This window comes from Sphingomonas sp. ASY06-1R (genome assembly GCF_052180265.1).
Classification (GTDB): Bacteria; Pseudomonadota; Alphaproteobacteria; order Sphingomonadales; family Sphingomonadaceae; genus Sphingomonas_I.
In genome coordinates, this window is record NZ_CP197464.1 from 2,359,752 (window position 1) to 2,377,497 (window position 17,746).

At 65.2% G+C, this 17,746-nt stretch carries 17 protein-coding genes; 13 read left to right on the plus strand and 4 right to left on the minus strand.

Annotated features, from left to right (window positions below; genetic code table 11):
- Positions 1–87: 87 nt before the first annotated feature.
- Genes ACSBM8_RS11425 through ACSBM8_RS11440 form a run of 4 tightly spaced genes read left to right on the plus strand, consistent with a single transcriptional unit; the run spans position 88 to position 3,134 of the window.
- On the plus strand, positions 88–690 hold the full coding sequence (locus tag ACSBM8_RS11425) for a hypothetical protein (protein WP_442678145.1): 603 nt from the start codon (positions 88–90) through the stop codon (positions 688–690).
- Entirely contained in the window at positions 687–1,259 is a 573-nt protein-coding gene (locus ACSBM8_RS11430) for a hypothetical protein (protein ID WP_442678146.1), read from the plus strand. The genes ACSBM8_RS11425 and ACSBM8_RS11430 overlap by 4 nt, the downstream gene beginning before the upstream one ends.
- Positions 1,246–1,833 carry a hypothetical protein gene (locus ACSBM8_RS11435; protein WP_442678147.1) on the plus strand — a complete coding sequence of 196 codons (588 nt, stop codon included), beginning with the start codon at positions 1,246–1,248 and terminating at the stop codon, positions 1,831–1,833. Before ACSBM8_RS11430 ends, ACSBM8_RS11435 begins: the two co-directional genes overlap by 14 nt.
- A complete protein-coding gene (locus ACSBM8_RS11440; RefSeq protein WP_442678148.1) occupies positions 1,830–3,134 on the plus strand; it encodes a hypothetical protein in 1,305 nt (434 codons plus the stop codon). Before ACSBM8_RS11435 ends, ACSBM8_RS11440 begins: the two co-directional genes overlap by 4 nt.
- Before the next feature lie 95 nt (positions 3,135–3,229).
- On the opposite strand, the gene ACSBM8_RS11445 is transcribed toward ACSBM8_RS11440, so the two are convergent.
- Positions 3,230–3,841: a DUF4304 domain-containing protein gene (locus ACSBM8_RS11445; RefSeq protein WP_442678149.1), complete on the minus strand. Its 612-nt coding sequence runs from the start codon at positions 3,839–3,841 to the stop codon at positions 3,230–3,232.
- A 163-nt stretch (positions 3,842–4,004) separates the two neighbouring features.
- Here ACSBM8_RS11445 and ACSBM8_RS11450 point away from each other — a divergent pair, with 163 nt between their 5' ends.
- Complete coding sequence (locus tag ACSBM8_RS11450) at positions 4,005–5,303, plus strand: dicarboxylate/amino acid:cation symporter (RefSeq protein WP_442678150.1); 1,299 nt, start codon at positions 4,005–4,007, stop codon at positions 5,301–5,303.
- Positions 5,304–5,347: 44 nt separating this feature from the next.
- Here ACSBM8_RS11450 and ACSBM8_RS11455 read toward each other — a convergent pair whose 3' ends face one another.
- Entirely contained in the window at positions 5,348–5,986 is a 639-nt protein-coding gene (locus ACSBM8_RS11455) for a hypothetical protein (protein ID WP_442678151.1), read from the minus strand.
- Positions 5,987–6,072: 86 nt separating this feature from the next.
- Here ACSBM8_RS11455 and ispH point away from each other — a divergent pair, with 86 nt between their 5' ends.
- The 8 genes from ispH to ACSBM8_RS11495 all read left to right on the plus strand — a co-directional run bounded on the left by ispH (position 6,073) and on the right by ACSBM8_RS11495 (position 14,219).
- Complete coding sequence (gene ispH / locus ACSBM8_RS11460) at positions 6,073–7,041, plus strand: 4-hydroxy-3-methylbut-2-enyl diphosphate reductase (protein ID WP_442678152.1); 969 nt, start codon at positions 6,073–6,075, stop codon at positions 7,039–7,041.
- Positions 7,042–7,054: 13 nt separating this feature from the next.
- Entirely contained in the window at positions 7,055–8,014 is a 960-nt protein-coding gene (gene thrB / locus ACSBM8_RS11465) for a homoserine kinase (RefSeq protein ID WP_442678153.1), read from the plus strand.
- 5 nt (positions 8,015–8,019) lie between these two features.
- Positions 8,020–8,460 (plus strand): ribonuclease HI, encoded by a 441-nt coding sequence (gene rnhA, locus ACSBM8_RS11470; protein ID WP_442681572.1) that lies wholly within the window; start codon positions 8,020–8,022, stop codon positions 8,458–8,460.
- Between the two features lie 89 nt (positions 8,461–8,549).
- Positions 8,550–10,067, plus strand: coding sequence for a CoA-acylating methylmalonate-semialdehyde dehydrogenase (locus tag ACSBM8_RS11475; RefSeq protein ID WP_442678154.1), 1,518 nt, complete (start codon positions 8,550–8,552; stop codon positions 10,065–10,067).
- Positions 10,068–10,309: 242 nt separating this feature from the next.
- Positions 10,310–10,543 (plus strand): FeoA family protein, encoded by a 234-nt coding sequence (locus ACSBM8_RS11480; protein WP_442678155.1) that lies wholly within the window; start codon positions 10,310–10,312, stop codon positions 10,541–10,543.
- 55 nt (positions 10,544–10,598) lie between these two features.
- On the plus strand, positions 10,599–12,458 hold the full coding sequence (gene feoB, locus ACSBM8_RS11485; RefSeq protein WP_442678156.1) for a ferrous iron transporter B: 1,860 nt from the start codon (positions 10,599–10,601) through the stop codon (positions 12,456–12,458).
- A 34-nt stretch (positions 12,459–12,492) separates the two neighbouring features.
- Positions 12,493–12,996: a single-stranded DNA-binding protein gene (ssb, locus tag ACSBM8_RS11490; protein WP_442678157.1), complete on the plus strand. Its 504-nt coding sequence runs from the start codon at positions 12,493–12,495 to the stop codon at positions 12,994–12,996.
- A 161-nt stretch (positions 12,997–13,157) separates the two neighbouring features.
- Positions 13,158–14,219, plus strand: coding sequence for an SDR family oxidoreductase (locus ACSBM8_RS11495; RefSeq protein ID WP_442678158.1), 1,062 nt, complete (start codon positions 13,158–13,160; stop codon positions 14,217–14,219).
- 10 nt (positions 14,220–14,229) lie between these two features.
- Here ACSBM8_RS11495 and ACSBM8_RS11500 read toward each other — a convergent pair whose 3' ends face one another.
- Positions 14,230–15,702: a tryptophan halogenase family protein gene (locus tag ACSBM8_RS11500; protein WP_442678159.1), complete on the minus strand. Its 1,473-nt coding sequence runs from the start codon at positions 15,700–15,702 to the stop codon at positions 14,230–14,232.
- Complete coding sequence (locus ACSBM8_RS11505; RefSeq protein WP_442678160.1) at positions 15,699–17,732, minus strand: hypothetical protein; 2,034 nt, start codon at positions 17,730–17,732, stop codon at positions 15,699–15,701. The genes ACSBM8_RS11500 and ACSBM8_RS11505 overlap by 4 nt, the downstream gene beginning before the upstream one ends.
- Between the last annotated feature and the right edge of the window lie 14 nt (positions 17,733–17,746).

Here is a 17,746-nt window from a genome sequence, read left to right on the forward strand (position 1 = left end):
TCGCTAGTCGGAGATGAAACGATTTTGGACTAATGTGCGTTAACCGGCGGCGAAACGATTGGCACGCTAGCAACGCAGGGGCGCATATTGGCGGGACGGTTTTCGATCGGCGGGTGGCGATCGCGTATTACAACAGGTGTCGGAGGCATTGCGGCAATCATTGCCGGTTGGGGCATCGGCCTATTCGAGCTTAAAACGGCGACTCCGCCCCCTGTGCTGTCGATCGGCAAGCCGATCGCCGCGGGCGAGTGGACGCTGCGCCTGGACGGTGTGCGCTTGAGCGATCGTCTTCCTGACGGAAGTCGGATCATCGGATCCGACCGCCGGGCGATCATACTCCATTTGCAGGCGACGAACCGGACCGCGCTGACGAGCAACTCGTTCGTGCGCGCGATCCACCTCGATACGCCCATTCCAGGCGTCGACGCGCAGCCGACGCCCTATCTGCAGCGCGACCATCTCGCGACCGGCGAACTGCAGCCAGCCCTGCCGGAAGATATGACGCTGGTGTGGACCTATCCCGCCGGCACGCAGGTGCCGCCCCGGCTGCGTTTCTCGATCGACGCGCGTTCCTATCGAAGCTTCGACAATCTTTATGCCCAGCCGGGCTGGTTCGATCCGCAAAAGATCGGCGTCATCGCGTTGCCGGTCGCGCCGGCCGGACCGGTTGCGAACGGAGGTGCATCGTGAGTCGGCTGACAGGCGTGACGGCGATCGTGGCTGGGTTCGTGGCGCTGGCTGCCATGCGCGCGACCACACCGCATTTTATCGACATCACCGGACCGATCGGGTTTAGCGGCACGCCCGACAAGGCGGTGCGGATGGATAATCTGGTGGTCACGGCAGGGCAGCCGCGGCTCGCGCGCACCATCCGCTTCCGTGTCGCCGGACAGGTCGAGACACGCGACACTGGCGGGGTCTGGCTGATCGTTCCCGTCGCGTCGCAGGTCGCGCATCACACGACCAACATCTACGGGCGAACCTGGCTGGCGACCGACGGCCGGCGTTATGCCGCAAGCGATCGCGTCGACGGTGCGGATTCGGCACTGACGCCCATCAAGACGATCCAGCCGGGACTGGTGCGGCATGATCTGCTGGTCTTCGAAGTGCATCCCGACGTCACCGTGGGCGGCACGCTGCTGCTGTCGGAACAGCGTTTTCCCCAGCTGACCGCGGAAGCGCGGATACCTTTCCTCAAGACGCCGCTGGGCGCTCCCGAGGCCATGATCGACCTGGATGACCTGCATGCCAAGCTCTGAACCGCGCCCGATCCCCGGCCGGTCCGAACGGCGCCTGCGCTGGATCGCGCTGGCAAGTCTGCTGCTGCTCGTGCCGGCCACCATGGCGGCGACCGGATGGCGGGACCTTCGCGAGATCCGGCGGACGCATGAGCTGGACGCCATCGACGTGCCGCAGGGCCGGCCGGCCGACTATAGCGGCGCCAAGATCCAGCTGGTGGGGATCAACGCCATCCCGTTCGAGCCCGGCCTGCCGGAGGACCGCACCTTCCTGCGGGCACGCTTGTCGGTCGAACCGCAACACGAAGACACGCCGTGGCTGGGCTGCAAGATCGAGCTGATCGATGCTGCCGGACATGCGTGGACCGCGATCGAGACGGTTCCGGATCTGGTGAAGCGGATGCTGGCCAAACCTGGCGACGCCGTCGGAACGATCTGCGACGGCACGGCCGTTTCCGCGGCGAAGCCCGGCAGCAAGATCTTCATCGACGCTTATTATCTGGTGCCGCGCCCCATTCCTGAACTTCGTGTCCGGATGAGCACGATGGAAGGACGCCCGGCCTACCTCCAGTTTGCCGCGAGTAAGACGCAATGAGCCAAGAGGTTATGCGCGGCGGGCCGCTGGCCCCGATCGCCGATACGTTCCGATTGTGGGTCCGTTTCCTCCCGCAGTTGCTCGCGCTTGGCCTCGGCGGCCTTCTTCTCAACGAGCTGATGATCCAAGGTGCGGTGTGGCTGGGCTATCACAACCGGCTTGCCGGGCTGCTGTCCCTGACCGTCGTCGTGCTGATCAAGCTGATCATCATCGTGGCCATGTTCGAGGTGCTGCGCCCTGCCCTTCCGGCAATCGGCCAGGCATCCCAGGCGGCGCCTGGGCCGGCGGTCGAGCCGAAAGCCGCGACACCGGGATGGCGGACCTTTCCAGGCATCGTCTCGCGCGCGCTCGTTCCCTTCTTCGCTTATTATGCCGCCTGGGGTTTTCTGGGCGACACGATCCGCGAATATGCGCGCGAGGGGCTCGGCCAGTTCAACCCGTTCGACCCCACCTATAGCGGATCCCTGTTCGACGTGTCGGGCGGCTGGTGGCTGATCGGATCGGTCGCCTTGCTCTGGGCGATCCGGAAGGCCGCCAAGGCGCTTAAGAAAGGCAGCGACCATCCGGCCTTGAGCATGCTGATCGTCCTGTGTGAGGCCGGGTGGACCTTCATCGGCCTCTACGTCATCACCCAGTGGCAGGGCGGCATTTTCAAATGGTTCGCCGAGCGCCGTATCGGCGATTTTCTGCCGAGCCTGTGGCAAGCGATCACGCATCCGGTGGGAACCGCGCAGGCGGCCCTTCCCGGCCCGGTCGAGGCGGCCCCGGCGGATCCGATCGACATGGTGGTCAAAATCTTCTTCTCGGCGCTACTGCCGGTGGTGTGGCTCGCACTCGCCGCGCTGATCTACCGCTACGACGTCCATGATGCGAAGATCGAAGCGTCCGGCACCTGGTCCCGCCGGGTGGAAGGGACCGTGAGCCGCTGGCAGTCTTTGCCAAGCTGGCTGCGCGACTTCGTCGGGCATTTCTGGGCCGGAACCGCCAAGCGCTATCGGGCAGCGGCCAACAGCGTCTATCTGGCCGCCGCCGCCGGCGCTGTCCCGCTGATCATCATGATCGTGCTGTATCGGGCGCTGGATTGGGCATCAGCCTGGGCGTGGGTGGCCGCGACCAAGCTGGTTGGGCCGCAGCCGCTGGAAATATGGCAGGCAGTGGCAAACCAGATTTCGATCGTGCTGGGGCCGCCGAGCTTTCCGGGGGATGGGATTATTCCGCAGACGTTGAAAATCTGCCTGCTCGCTGCAACGCTGGAATGGTCTTTCCGGGCCGGTCGCGCATGGCGCGCGCTGGACAAATAGACGATGGCAGACCGTCCCGCAGCGACGGTCTAGACTGGTCGGCCGGAAAATGCGCCACCCTGCAGGACGGCTGCGCTTGGATTTCGTCGCCGACGCTAGCGGCCTGGCCGTGATTGGATCGCGTCCGCCATTGCGACGAGATCCGCTTTCAGGAGCGTTGCGCGTTCGGGCACGCGGCGAAGCGCGGCTTCAAGGAAGTCGGACGCACGCACCGGCCTGCCAAGTTCGATCGCGATGCGTGCCAGGGTCCGCGCTGCGCTTGGGTGGACCTGATCGGGATCTTCCTTACGGATCAGGGCCTCGAAGCTTTGTGGGTAGCAGGCGTAGCGCGCGAAAAAAGCGCGTCCCACGCTTTCCCACTCGCTGACGATGAAGGCTACGCTCTCGGCCGCTTCCTCCGGCGACGCGCAATAAGACCATCCGAATTCCGGTCCGGGCGGCGGATCGAGGCGATCACGGAATACGCAGGAAGGCTCGTCAATCTCCTGCGGGTCGATCGCGCCGCCACCCGCGGATGGCAGGAAGGACAGATGCGCGCCGAGATTCAGATAGAACTCACCCCCGGAACGCGCGCCTTGCACATTGAAGACATGAATGACCGGCCCGTCGATCCGGCGCAGCGTAGCCCCGGTGCCGACAAACCCTTCCGCGCGAAGAATGGGATAGAGGTGCTCGCCCAGCAATTTGAGGAACAGCTTGCGGTTCATGATCTTCCCCAGCTCGAGCGGCCACGCTGGGGGTGATGCCCAAGCGCGGTCGCGTTGTCACGGCGGAGCGTAAGCCCGCCTCGCCTCATCGCGTGGCGCGGGCGATTGACAGCGACCGCCCCTGCCCTTCCTGTGCGGCAAAGACACAAGGGGAAGTCTGGCGATGGCCGAAGTGAATGCACATGAGACGACGCGCCAGCCTTTCTGGCGGCATATCTATGTGCAGGTGCTGATCGCGATCCTTCTCGGCATCCTTGTGGGGCAGTTTTGGCCGACGTTCGGGGCGCAGTTGAAGCCGCTCGGCGATGGCTTCATCAAGCTGGTACGAATGATCATCGCCCCGGTGATCTTCCTGTCGATCGTCGGCGGCATCGCCCATTTGCGCCACCTGGGCGCGCTCGGCCGGATCGTGCTGAAAGCCTTCGCTTATTTCCTGACAATGTCGACATTTGCGCTTATCCTGGGCCTGATCGTCGCCAACCTGATCCAGCCGGGCGCGGGCATGCATATCGATCCGGCGACACTGGATCCGGCCAAAACCGCCGATTATGTCGCGCGGGCGCATCACCAAAGCCTGATCGGCTTTATCCTGGCGATCATTCCGCAAACCCTGTTCAGCGCGCTGGCCGAAGGCGAGATCCTGCAGGTCCTGTTCGTCGCGATCCTGACCGGCATCGCGATCACGCTGGTGGGCGACAAAGCGACGCCGGTGCTGACCGTGATCGAATCGGCCGAAGCGATCGTCTTCCGGCTGGTCGCCATCCTGATGAAGGCGGCGCCGATCGGCGCGTTCGGGGCGATGGCCTTCACCGTCGGCGAATATGGCATTGGTGTGCTGGCCAGTCTCGCGGGGCTGGTCGCGACCTTCTACCTCACATCCCTGCTGTTCGTTCTGGTGGTTCTGGGCGCGGTTGCATGGTTCGCCGGCTTCTCCATCATCAAGCTGATCCGCTATCTGACGCCGGAATTGCTGCTGGTGCTGGGCACCTCGTCTTCCGAGGCGGCCTTGCCGAGCCTGATCGAGAAGATGGAGCGCGCCGGCTGCGCGCGATCCGTCGTCGGGCTGGTCGTGCCGACCGGCTACAGCTTCAATCTGGACGGAACCAATATCTATATGACGCTGGCGGCGCTGTTCATCGCCCAGGCCTGCGGCATCCATTTGTCGCTCGGGCAGCAACTGCTCCTGCTGGGCGTTGCGATGCTGTCGTCAAAGGGCGCAGCGGGCGTGACCGGCGCCGGCTTCGTCACGCTGGCGGCGACCTTGCTGATCGTACCGGCCGTGCCGGTGGCGGGCATGGCGCTGATCCTGGGGGTCGACCGCTTCATGAGCGAGTGCCGAAGCCTGACCAACTTCATCGGCAACGCCGTCGCGACCGTCGTGGTGGCGCGCTGGGAAGGGCAGCTGGATCAGCCGCAACTGGCACGTGCGCTTGCCGGCGAACCGCCGGTCCTGCCGACCTAAGGTTCCGGCCTGTTCCCCCTTAAAAGGGGGTCCGGGCGCCGATCTTACCGGGTGGCGTTATAGGCCAGCTGGTTGTCGGTCAGCTGGAAGCCGATCAGCAATTCGAAATTGGCCTGATTTATCGCGGCCTTGATCTTGGGATCGGCAAGCGGATCGATCGAGGCATCGGCGTCGGTCGCCTTGCGCTTGCGGCGCAGCCGCTGCTGCGCGACTTCGGGCAAGGTTGAGAGCGATTTTTGGATGTCGGCCCCCGCGCCGGCGGTGCCCGTCGCCCGGACCTGTCCATCGGCAAAATGGATCAGCACCTGGCTCTGCTGCTTCGACATGATGGTCGTGCCGCCACGCATCACGGTTGAGAAATAGGGCAATACCAGATCGCGCGCACCGTGCGGGCTGGCGCGGCGCGCCACCACGTCGAACGTTACCTTGGTATGCACGATGTCGCCGGTCTGATCGCAGCTGGTGCGCAGATCGGTGATGGTCGCGGTAACATCCAGCGCGCGGGCGTCGCGGCTCTGTTCGGGGCTGAAGATACTGATATCGCCGGTATATGCCGGGATCGCGACCGCGGGACAGGTGGAGCGTACGACGTTCAAGCCGCCGCTGACGTCGAAATCATCCTCCTTCGCGCAGCTCGCAAGAACCGGCAGCAGGGCAAGAGCGGGAAGCAGGCGACGGATCAAGCGGACATCCTAGCGGATCGAGATTGAAGGCGGCACTCATAGGAAGCGGCTTTCGCCGGGGCAAGCTATGCCTTAAAGGCGATGCGATGGACGGAACCCCCGCTACTTCCCCGAACAAGCCCCCCCTCGACCTTTTGATCGCGGCACCGCGCGGCTTTTGCGCTGGCGTCGATCGCGCCATTCGTATCGTCGAATTGTCGATCGAGAAATATGGCGCGCCGGTCTATGTCCGGCATGAAATCGTGCACAATCGCCATGTCGTGGACGCGTTGCGCGCCAAGGGCGCGATCTTCGTGGAGGAACTGGACGACGTTCCGGATGGCGTGCCGGTGGTCTTTTCGGCGCATGGCGTGCCCAAGGCCGTTCCCCACAAGGCGGCCGAGCGCGGGCTGGATTATATCGACGCCACGTGCCCGTTGGTGTCGAAGGTTCATCGTCAGGCCGAACGGCATGTGGTCGCCGGACGGCATATTCTGTTCATCGGGCATCGCGGCCATCCCGAGGTTGTCGGCACGCTGGGCCAGGTCCCGCCGGGCACGATGACCCTGGTCGAGACCAACGAGGACGCCGAGGCGATCGCACCGGCGGACCCGGACAATCTCGCCTTCCTGACGCAAACGACCCTGTCGGTGGATGACACGGCGCAGGTGGTCGCGACGCTCAAGCGGCGCTTCCCGTCCATTCAGGGGCCACGCGGCGAGGATATTTGTTACGCGACGTCCAACCGCCAGACGGCGGTGAAGGATATCGCCGAAGCGTGCGACGCCATGCTGGTGATCGGCGCGCCCAATTCGTCCAATTCGGTCCGCCTGGTCGAGGTGGCGCTGCGTGCCGGTATTCGTGCGCAATTGATCGAAAGTGCCGCCAGCCTGGATCTGGCCTGGCTGGACGGGGTCCGCACGCTGGGCATCAGTGCCGGTGCTTCGGCGCCCGAATTGCTGGTGCGGGAGTTGGTCGAGCGGTTGGGCGACCATTTCACGATCACCGAGCGCGAGATGAACGGGATCGTCGAGACGATGGTATTCAAGCTGCCGCGCGCGCTCGAAGCCGCCTGACAGCTGACCAACAATGGCGGTTTATACGCATGTTTCGGCAGAGACGCTGTCTGCCTTGCTCGATCTTTATGATGCCGGCGCCCTGGTTTCCGCCAAGGGCATCGCCGAGGGGGTAGAGAACAGCAATTACCTGGTCGACACCACGACCGGCCGGTTCATCCTGACGCTGTATGAAAAGCGGGTCGACAGTGCGGACCTGCCCTTCTTCATGGCGTTGCTGGATCATCTTGCGGACAAGACGCTGCCGGTACCGCGCGCGATCGCGGATCGGGAGGGCCGGCAGATCCAGCAGGTCGCCGGCCGCCCGGCCTGCCTGATCGAATTCCTTCCCGGTGTTTCCGTGAGCCACCCGACGCCCGCCCAGACGCGGGCGGCGGGCACCGCCCTGGGACGGATGCACGCGGCGCTGGCCGACTTTCCGGGCGTGCGCGCCAATGCGCTCGGCCCCGACGATTGGCGCCCGCTCGCCGAACGGTGCGGCGCCGATCTCGACCGGATCGCACCGGGGCTGCGCGCGCGCGTTGCCGCGGAGCTGGATTGGCTGGATCAGGCCTGGCCCACCCAATTGCCGAAATCGGTCATCCACGCCGATCTGTTTCCCGACAATGTGCTGATGCGCGGCGATGCCGTGACCGGCATGATCGATTTCTATTTTGCCTGCCACGATGTGCGAGCGTGGGACGTGGCCGTGACGCATGCGGCCTGGTGTTTCGAAAATGATGGCAGCGGGTTTCACGCCGATCGTGCCGCCGCCCTGATCGGCGGTTATACGGACGCGTTCGGCCTGACCGCGGACGAGCGCGCCGCCTTTGCGGCGCTGGCGCGGGGGGCGTGCCTGCGCTTCCTGCTCACGCGCGCCTGGGACTGGCTCAATACGGCCGCCGATGCCCTGGTGACGCGCAAGGACCCGCTCGCCTTCCTGCGCCGGCTCGATTTCTATCGCGATGCCGATCCGGCGGAGTTGGGCCTGTGAGCGAGATGCCCGCCGTGCAGATGGCGACCGATGGCGCCTGCAAGGGCAATCCGGGCCCGGGCGGCTGGGGCGTCGTCATCCGCTCCGGCGGCGCGGAGAAGGAATTGTCCGGCGGCGAGCCGCTGACGACCAATAACCGGATGGAAATGACGGCGGCGATAAAGGGGCTCGAGGCACTGAAGCGGCCGTGTCAGGTCATACTCTCCACCGACAGCCGCTACGTCATGGATGGCCTGACCAAGTGGCTGGCGGGGTGGCAGCGCAACGGCTGGCGCACCGCCTCCAAGCAGCCGGTGAAGAATGCCGATCTGTGGCAGGAACTGATCGCCGCAGCGGCGCCGCACAAGATCAAATGGGAATGGGTCAAAGGCCATGCCGGCCATCCCGAGAATGAACGCGCGGACAAATTGGCGAGTGATGCCGCCCTGCGTGCCGGCCGCCGATAAGGAGCGGCAATCGCGCGATGACCGGATCATGGCGTGCCTTGGCAATGCTTTGACAAAGGCCGAGAAGCGCCGCGTTGAGGAGAGATAAGATGCGTGTGATCGATCATTTCATCGCCGGCCATTCCGGCGACGGCGCCGGTCGCGAAAGCGACGTGTTCGATCCGAATACGGGCATGGTGCAAGCGCGTGTCCGGCTTGGTACGCAGACCGACCTGGATGCGGCGGTGGCGGCCGCGCAGGCCGCGCAGCCGGCCTGGGCCGCCACGAATCCTCAACGCCGCGCCCGCGTGATGTTCACCTTCAAGGCGCTGGTCGAGGCGCATATGGACGAGCTCGCCCATCTCCTCTCGTCCGAACATGGCAAGGTGATCGCCGACGCCAAGGGGGACATCCAGCGCGGGCTGGAGGTGATCGAATTCTGCTGCGGCATCCCGCACGTCCTGAAGGGCGAATATACCCAGGGCGCCGGCCCGGGGATCGACGTCTATTCGATGCGCCAGCCGCTGGGTATCGGCGCGGGCATCACGCCGTTCAACTTTCCCGCGATGATCCCGCTCTGGATGAGCGGCGTCGCCATCGCGACGGGCAATGCCTTCATCCTCAAGCCGAGCGAGCGCGACCCGAGCGTGCCGGTCCGGCTCGCGGAACTGATGCGCGAAGCCGGGCTGCCCGAGGGCATCCTGCAAGTCGTGCATGGCGACAAGGAAATGGTCGACGCGATCCTCGATCATCCCGCCATCGCCGCGGTCAGCTTCGTCGGATCGTCCGACATTGCCCATTATGTGTATCGGCGCGGCGTCGAGGCCGGGAAGCGGGTCCAGGCGATGGGCGGCGCCAAGAATCACGGCATCGTCATGCCGGACGCCGATCTGGACCAAGTCGTCGCCGACCTGTCGGGCGCCGCCTTCGGCTCGGCCGGCGAACGCTGCATGGCGCTGCCGGTGGTGGTGCCGGTGGGTGAAAAGACCGCCGACGCGCTGCGGGCAAAGCTGATCCCGGCGATCGATGCGTTGCGCGTTGGCGTCTCGACCGACGCCGACGCGCATTACGGTCCGGTGGTGAACGCCGCGCACAAGGCGCGTGTCGAGAACTGGATCCAGACCGGCGTCGACGAAGGTGCGGAGCTGGTCGTCGATGGCCGCGGCTTTGCGCTGCAAGGGCATGAGCAGGGCTTTTTCATCGGCCCGTCATTGTTCGATCGGGTCACCCCCGACATGCAGGCCTATAAGGAAGAGATTTTCGGGCCAGTCCTGCAGATCGTGCGCGCGGCCGATTTCGAGGAGGCGGTGCGCCTGCCGAGCGCCCACCAATATGGCAATGGCGTCGCCATCTTCACGCGCAACGGCCATGCCGCGCGCGAATTTGCGGCGCGCGTGAATGTCGGCATGGTCGGCATCAACGTGCCGATCCCGGTGCCGGTCGCCTATCATACGTTCGGCGGCTGGAAGCGTAGCGCGTTCGGGGACACCAACCAGCATGGCATGGAGGGCGTCCGTTTCTGGACCAAGATCAAGACTGTCACGCAGCGTTGGCCGGACGGATCGGCAGCTGGCGCCGCCGAGGGCGCACGCGCCAACGATGCGTTCGTGATCCCGACGATGGGGTGATCGTTCGCGCCGGTCAAAGGGTCAGGAAAAGACACCACGTCGGTGATTGAACGGAGACAGGGCCGCTGGGCCGGATCTTCAAACACCGCGTGGTGCGCTACGCTACTGGTACTGAGATCGTCTAACGGATCAGCATAGGCCAAAGTTTCGTGAAAATTTGGTTACAATCAAAGGCTGCGCTGGGGGTGGTGTCCTGCGTCGCTTATTGCTAATAAGTCGCACGAACATCTAAAGGCCTTATCGTGCGTCTGGATCAGCTTCCGTTACGGACCGCATCGCGCATCGCAGCGATCGATTGGGAAGGGCTTGCCCCGCGTGAGGCACGCCGCCTGCGCGAGCTTGGCTTCGACGATGGCGTGCCGATCGAAGCGCTCCATCGCGGCGCGATGCAGGGTCCGCTCGCCTGCCGGGTCGGCCGCATGATCGTCGCGTTGCGCCGTACCGTCGCCGCGTCCGTCATCGTCGAACCGGCATGAGCGACGGGCGGCGGGGGCCGCATCTCGGACTGTCCTTCACAGTTAAGGTAGCGTCTTGAACCCCTCCCCCATGGTCGCGCTGGTCGGCAATCCCAATGCCGGTAAATCCGCCTTGTTCAACGCGCTTACCGGTGCGCGCCAGAAGGTCGGCAATTATCCGGGCGTGACGGTGGAGCGAAAGGTCGGGCGCATGGCGCTCGACGATGGACGGCCTTTGGAATTGGTAGATCTTCCAGGCACGTACAGCCTCGATCCGCAGAGCCCGGACGAACAGGTGACGCGCGACGTCCTGTTCGGAAAGCAGGCGGGCGAGCGTACGCCATCCGCGCTGGTGGTGGTCGTCGACGCCACCAATCTGGACAATCACCTGCGCTTCGTCCTGCAACTGGTTGCTCTGGGCCTGCCGACCGTCGTCGCGCTCAACATGATCGACATGGCGGAGCGGGACGGCCTGGAAATCGACATTGCGCGCCTGTCGGCCGAACTCGGCGTGCCGGTCGTGCCGACGGTGGCGGTGCGCAAGCGCGGGCTGGACGATCTGCGCGAGGCCCTGGGACGCGCCGTCGTGGGCGGCGGTAAACCCGCCTTCGCGACCGAGCGCGGCGACGACATGCCGACGCTGCAACGGGAATCGCGCCGTATCGCTGCGGCGGTGACGGTGCAGCGGCGCAGCGATGGCGGCTGGACCGAGCGACTCGATCGGGTCGCGCTCCATCCGGTGATCGGCCCGATCCTGCTGGCTGTCCTGATGTTCGTGATGTTCCAGGCGGTCTTTTCGTGGAGCCAGGCCCCGATCGAGTGGCTGGCATCGGGTCAGGCCTGGCTGGCCGACACAACGGTCGCCACGCTGCCCGACGGGTTCATCCGGTCCCTGCTGGTGGAAGGCGTGATCAACGGGGTGGGTTCGGTCGTCGCTTTCCTGCCGCAGATCCTGATCCTGTTCGTCTTCATCCTAATCCTGGAAGCGTCGGGCTATATGGTGCGCGCCGCCTTCCTGATGGACAGGATCATGGCGGGCGTGGGCCTGTCCGGCCGCGCCTTCATCCCGCTTCTGTCCTCCTTTGCCTGCGCCATTCCGGGCATCATGGCGACGCGATCGATCGACGATCCACGCGACCGGCTGACCACCATCCTGATTGCACCGCTGATGACCTGCTCCGCACGGCTGCCGGTCTATGCGGTCATCATCGGTGCGTTCATCCCGGCGCGGACCGTCGGCCCCGGCATCGGCCTGCAGGGCCTGGTCCTGTTCTGCCTGTATATTACCGGCATTGCCGGTGCGATGGTGGTCGCGGCCGTCCTGAAGCGGACGATCAGCAAGAGCGGCACGGGCGGCTTCATGATGGAACTGCCCAAATATCAGATGCCGGTGTGGCGCGACGTCGCGATCGGTCTCTGGCAGCGCGCGCTGATCTTCCTGCGCCGTGCGGGTACGGTCATCCTGGCGGTGACGGCCGGTCTGTGGCTGCTGACCTCTTATCCCAAGGCCCCGCCCGGCAGCGGCATCAAGCAGAGCGAATATTCGATTGCCGGGCGGATCGCTTCGGGGCTGGAGCCGATCGTACGCCCAATCGGCTTCAACCATGCGATGGCGCTGGCGATCATCCCGGCCATGGCTGCGCGCGAAGTCGCGGTGTCCGCCTTGCAGACCGTCTATTCGATCGACGGGGGCGACGATGAGAAACAGGGCCAGCAGCGGCTGGCGCAGCGGCTGCGCGGCTCCTGGTCACTGCCCACCGCCCTCGCCTTTCTCGCCTGGTTCGTGTTCGCCCCGCAATGTTTGTCGACCATCGCGGTGATCCGGCGCGAGACCAACGGCTGGCTGTGGCCGTCCTTCACTTTGGCCTATCTGTTCGTGCTTGCCTGGTGCGCAGCCGGCATTACCTTCTGGACCGCGACCGCCCTCGGGCTCTAATAGGCGCGCTCAGCATTTACGAGCGGAGAGAAGAATGGCCGGCAGCGTCAACAAAGTGATCCTCGTCGGGAACCTCGGCCGCGACCCGGAATCGCGTAGCTTCCAGAATGGTGGCAAGGTGGTCGAGTTGCGGATCGCCACGTCCGAAAGCTGGAAGGATCGCAATAGCGGCGAACGCAAGGAAAAGACCGAGTGGCATACGGTGAAGGTCTTCAGCGAAGGCCTGGCCAACGTCGCCGAAAAATATCTGCGCAAGGGCAGCAAGGTCTATCTGGAAGGCGCGCTGCAGACGCGTAAGTGGCAGGACCAGTCCGGCGCCGATCGTTATTCGACCGAGATCGTGTTGCAGGGTTTCAATGCGACTTTGGTGCTGCTCGACAAGCGCGACGGCGAAGGCGGCGGCCGCAGCGGCGGCTGGGACGACGATGGCGGCAGCGATTTCAACTCGAGCTATGCCGGCAATAGTGGCGGCGGCGCACCTTCGGGCGGCCGTCCGGCAGCGTTCGACAGCGATCTGGACGACGACGTTCCGTTCTGATCGCGACGGACAGCGGTCCGCCATCGCGGACCGCACGTCCCGCCAAGACATCCTATGATCGCATCCCGCTCCCTTTTGGGGGAACGGAAGCTGTGCCCACGCCTTGTTAGCGTGGCGACCCGCCGTCTCTGACGCGTCGCGACAGCATTAGGATCCGGTATATGGCCCGAACGGCATTGGTGGTTGGCGCGAGCGGAATTGTCGGCAGTGCCACGGCCAGCCTGCTGGTCGAACAGGGTTGGACCGTGCACGGGCTCGCCCGTCGACCAACCGACCAGCAAGGCGTGCTTCCGGTTGCGGCCGACTTACAGGATGGAGTCGCAACCGCGGCCGCCTTGCGCGACGTCCGCCCCGACGCGGTTTTCATCACCACCTGGTTGCGCCAGGATAGCGAGCGCGAGAATATTCGCGTCAATTCGGCAATGGTGCGCAATCTGCTCGACGCGCTGCCGACGCGCACGGGCCGGCGCCATGTCGCGCTGGTGACGGGGCTGAAACATTATCTCGGGCCGTTCGAAGCCTATGGCAAAGGCGCGTTGCCGCAGACGCCGTTCCGGGAGGAACAGGGCCGGCTCGACATCGACAATTTCTATTATGCGCAGGAGGATGAGGTCTTCCGGGCGGCCGCGCGCGACGGCTTCAGCTGGAGCGTCCACCGGCCGCATACCGTGATCGGCAAGGCGGTGGGCAATGCCATGAACATGGGCACCACCCTGGCGGTCTATGCCACATTGTGCCGCGAGACCGGGCGCCCTTTCACCTTTCCGGGATCGGCCGCGCAGTGGGACGGCCTGACCGACATGACCGACGCGCGCCAGCTCGCCCACCAATTGCTGTGGGCGGCGACCACGCCCGGCGCAGCCAACGAAGCGTTCAATATCGTCAATGGCGACGTCTTCCGCTGGAGCTGGATGTGGCAGCAGATTGCCGACTGGTTCGGCGTGACGGCTGCTCCGTTCGATGGGACCATTCGCCCGCTCGAGGAGCAGATGGCGGAGGATGGTGCGCTGTGGCGGGAGATTGCACGGCGCGAAGGGCTGGCCGAGCCCGATCTGTCGCGCCTTGCCTCCCCCTGGCACACCGACGCGGATCTCGGCCGCCCGATCGAGGTGATTACCGACATGTCCAAGAGTCGCCGGCTCGGCTTCCTGCGCTATCAGGCGACCGATGACGCCTTCTTCGATCTGTTCGCGCAGCTGCGCGCCGACCGGCTCATTCCCTAAAGGCGGTCGATCAGGCGAGTTTGGGAATCTGCGCCACCGATTGCGCGATGGCATTGCGCACGGCCTCCAGATGCTGGCGATTGGCCGCTTCGGGCATCGCATCGAGCATCGGATTATAATCGTCGGCGCGGATCCCCTGTCCGCTCATGACGGCAAACCAGCTGGCGTCGCGGAACAGATCTTCGGGGCCGAGCATGATCCGGCCGGAGGCCCGGAATTGATCGACCTTGTAGGCGAGCGTGTCGGGCAGCGCCGTCGTCTGGCAGTGGCGCCATAAGGACTCGGAACGCCCCTGGGTGAAATGATAATGAAGGACGAGGAAGTCACGCACATCCTCCATCTCGCGCGTGAAGACGCGATCATATTGTTCGGCGAGCTGGGGCGAGCAATCCGCGCGGGGGAACAGGGATAACAGCTTGCCGATCCCGGTCTGGATCAGGTGGATGCTGGTCGATTCCAGCGGCTCCAGGAAACCGGAGGACAGGCCAATGGCGACGACATTACCGACCCAGGCACGCCGACGCCGGCCCGGCGTGAAGCGGATCAGCCGTGGCTCCGCGCTCGGTGCCCCGATGGCGCTAAGCAACGTCTCCCGTGCTGCCTCGGGCGATTGGAATTGGCTGGAGAAAACATAGCCATTTCCCACCCGATGCTGCAGCGGGATCCGCCAGCGCCAGCCTGCCTCCTGCGCATAAGCGCGGGTGAACGGCGTTGCCTGCGGTTCGGCAGGCGTGGGCGCGGCCCAGGCGGCGTCGCAGGGCAGCCAATCGGTCCAGGATTCGAACCCCGTTTGCATCGTCTCAGCGATCAGCAGCCCGCGCAGGCCCGAACAATCGATGAAAAGATCGCCCTCGAGCCTGACGCCCTTGTCGGTTGTCAGGCTGCGGATGAATCCGTTCGCGCCATCCTGCGCGATTGCGGTGACCCGGCCTTCATGGCGGCGCACGCCCCGCCCCTCGGCCTGGCCGCGCAGAAACGCCGCATAAAGGCCCGCGTCGAAATGATAGGCATAGCCCAGCGTCGACAACAAGGAGCGCGGATCGCCGACAGGACGCGTGAAACGCCGTGCCCGGGCGAGCTGCGAGGTCAGCGAATAGGTCTCTGGCGAGGCTTCCAGTCCGCTGTTCCACGCGCGGATCAGGCGATGGGGGAACATGGCGGCGTCGCCGGGGCCGCCATAGGTGCCGAAGGGGTGGAAATAGGCGCTGCCGTCGCCCTGCCAGCCGTGAAACTCGATCCCGAGCTTATAGGTCGCCTTGGTCGCAGCCATGAATTCGGCTTCATCGATGCCGACCAGCTGGTTGAACCAGTGGATCGTGGGGATCGTCGCCTCGCCGACACCGATCGTACCGATCGCATCGGATTCCACGAGGTCGATCGCCACGCTTATGTTGGCGAGCGTTTTCGACAAGGCGGCTGCGGTCATCCACCCCGCGGTGCCACCGCCCAGAATAACGATCCTGCGGATCGGCGGTGCGCTCATCGGCAGGATGGCGCGCCCGGCGCAGGGCGTTTCAGCGCGAGGAACACCGTGCTCCAAAGTTGCGCCGCGTTGGATTCGTCTGCGTCGCCGGCCCCGGCCCCGAATGCCATGACGCGATAGCCGCCATCCGCATAGCGCCACGACCAGAGTTCCGAGCTCTGCACCGCCCGTGTTGCTTCAATCCCGCGCCACAAGGCATCGCGAGCAGACAGCAGCCGGCGGCAAGTGTCCGCCGGCAGATCGCGCCGTTCGAGTTGCCGTGCAAGGCCCGCCGCGGCCAACGCCTGATGCCACGACCAGATCACGGTGCCATGATAGGCATCGGGCCCAAACCGGCCTTGCTGCGCGGCGGCGGCGAACACAGGATTGGCGACGAGCATGCCTGCACCCGTCATCAATCCCGCCGGGAACGGTCGTTCGATCGTCTCGGCCGCGATATCCAGCTGCCGCGCATCGGGCTGGGCAAACAGAAGAGCGAAGCCTTCGTCCGAATTGACGATCGGGACCGGTTTGCCGTCGGCATCCAGCGCGATCGCATGATATCGGGTCGGCGCGTTGCCGGCTGCGGCCAAAGCGGGCGCGGCGGGAACGCCCATCTTGGCCGCATAGGCTGTGATCGCTTTTCGCGCCTCGGTGGCATCGACCGACTGCAGGAAGAGCGCGGGCGCGTTGGCCCGCCACACCGTCGCGGTGCGCCGCAGATCCGCCATCAGCGCCGCGTCCTCAGCCCGCATATAGGGTTTGAGCAATCCAGCGCGGGCCAACGCATCGGCCGCATCCAGAGCGGCGGGCACCAGCACGGCATTCACGTCGTAAGGATAGCGGCCGCCGCCCAGCCCCTGATTGCTGTCGCGCCACTCGCCCGCGTCCATCCCCGGCTTCAAGGCAATAAGATTATTCCAGCGCGGGGCGGCGCCGAAGGCGGCAGCCTCGCCTGCGACAAAACGGATATTGCGCATCAGCGCCGCACCCAGGGTCGTGCCGTCGATCTGCTGCGCAAGGAACTGCCCCGCACGCGCCCGGCCGCGCGGATCATCGAGCATCCAAGCACTCGCCACGGGAGCAAGCAAGAAGGGACTGTCGATCATGTTGTAATTGTAAACCGGCGCGGAGCTCTTGCCCTCACCGGCTTTCATATGATCGAGGATCGCGAATTCGCCGATATCCTCCTCATGCGCGACATTGCCGTCGGGCGAGAGCCGCACGAGCACAGAACGCAGCCCGGTCTCGACCGCCTGGGGCTGGAGCGCCGGCATCAGCAGCCGGACCGACATCAACGTATCGCGACCGAAATAGGTGTTGAACCGCCACGATCCCGCCATCAGCTTTTCGTGATAACTTAGGAAGTTGAGCGCGGTACGTGCGCCCGGATCTGAGGCTGCCGCGCGGGTCAACAGATCGGCCTGACGATACGGCGTAAGCGGAACCTCCCCCGTGAGCGCAGTCACACCCAAGGCAATCGTGCCGTCGCTGCCCGCCTCGATGTGGCCACCCTTCACAATACCACGCTGGACCGTCACCGTCAGTCGATAGCCGGCCGCACCATCCAACCGGTCGCGCACCCAATCGAGCTGGTTGCCCTGCACGCGCGCCTTGGTCAGCACTTCGGCCGGAGCCGTGCCGAGCCCTTGATAGTCCCGCAGCACCCGCACGCTGGACAGCACCGCCTGCTTCACATCGAGCCGGCGCGCGCGGATCGTGGCGCTGAACCGCACGCCATGCAGTGCGCGGCCCTTCGCATCGACCGTCGAGACGGGCGACGGTGCCACCGGCAGCGACCATTCGGCACCCTGGGGCAGATGCGCGAACCATAAGCCGACGCCGCTATTGCCCGCCGGGAAGGCGACGATCAGTCGCGGGTCATTGCCCGACCGCAGCACGACATGCGCCGCCACCGGCCCCTGTTGCACAAAGCTGTTGAGGTTGAGCCCTTCGCGGTGCGCCGCTGTGCGCATGCCCCCGCCGGCGGCCAATGCCGGAATTGCGAGGGCAAGCAGCCCCACGCCCGCAAGAATATGGCGCGCCGTCATAACCCTTCCTTTAG

Excerpts from the sequence above, each read along its gene's own strand:
- ssb (WP_442678157.1), top strand. The coding sequence starts at position 12,493 with ATGGCCGGCAGCGTCAACAAAGTGATCCTCGTCGGGAACCTCGGCCGC.
- ACSBM8_RS11440 (WP_442678148.1), top strand. The coding sequence starts at position 1,830 with ATGAGCCAAGAGGTTATGCGCGGCGGGCCGCTGGCCCCGATCGCCGAT.
- ACSBM8_RS11475 (WP_442678154.1), top strand. The coding sequence starts at position 8,550 with ATGCGTGTGATCGATCATTTCATCGCCGGCCATTCCGGCGACGGCGCC.
- ACSBM8_RS11435 (WP_442678147.1), top strand. The coding sequence starts at position 1,246 with ATGCCAAGCTCTGAACCGCGCCCGATCCCCGGCCGGTCCGAACGGCGC.
- ACSBM8_RS11500 (WP_442678159.1), bottom strand. The coding sequence starts at position 15,702 with ATGAGCGCACCGCCGATCCGCAGGATCGTTATTCTGGGCGGTGGCACC.
- ispH (WP_442678152.1), top strand. The coding sequence starts at position 6,073 with ATGGACGGAACCCCCGCTACTTCCCCGAACAAGCCCCCCCTCGACCTT.
- thrB (WP_442678153.1), top strand. The coding sequence starts at position 7,055 with ATGGCGGTTTATACGCATGTTTCGGCAGAGACGCTGTCTGCCTTGCTC.
- rnhA (WP_442681572.1), top strand. The coding sequence starts at position 8,020 with ATGCCCGCCGTGCAGATGGCGACCGATGGCGCCTGCAAGGGCAATCCG.
- ACSBM8_RS11445 (WP_442678149.1), bottom strand. The coding sequence starts at position 3,841 with ATGAACCGCAAGCTGTTCCTCAAATTGCTGGGCGAGCACCTCTATCCC.
- ACSBM8_RS11505 (WP_442678160.1), bottom strand. The coding sequence starts at position 17,732 with ATGACGGCGCGCCATATTCTTGCGGGCGTGGGGCTGCTTGCCCTCGCA.
- ACSBM8_RS11450 (WP_442678150.1), top strand. The coding sequence starts at position 4,005 with ATGGCCGAAGTGAATGCACATGAGACGACGCGCCAGCCTTTCTGGCGG.
- ACSBM8_RS11495 (WP_442678158.1), top strand. The coding sequence starts at position 13,158 with ATGGCCCGAACGGCATTGGTGGTTGGCGCGAGCGGAATTGTCGGCAGT.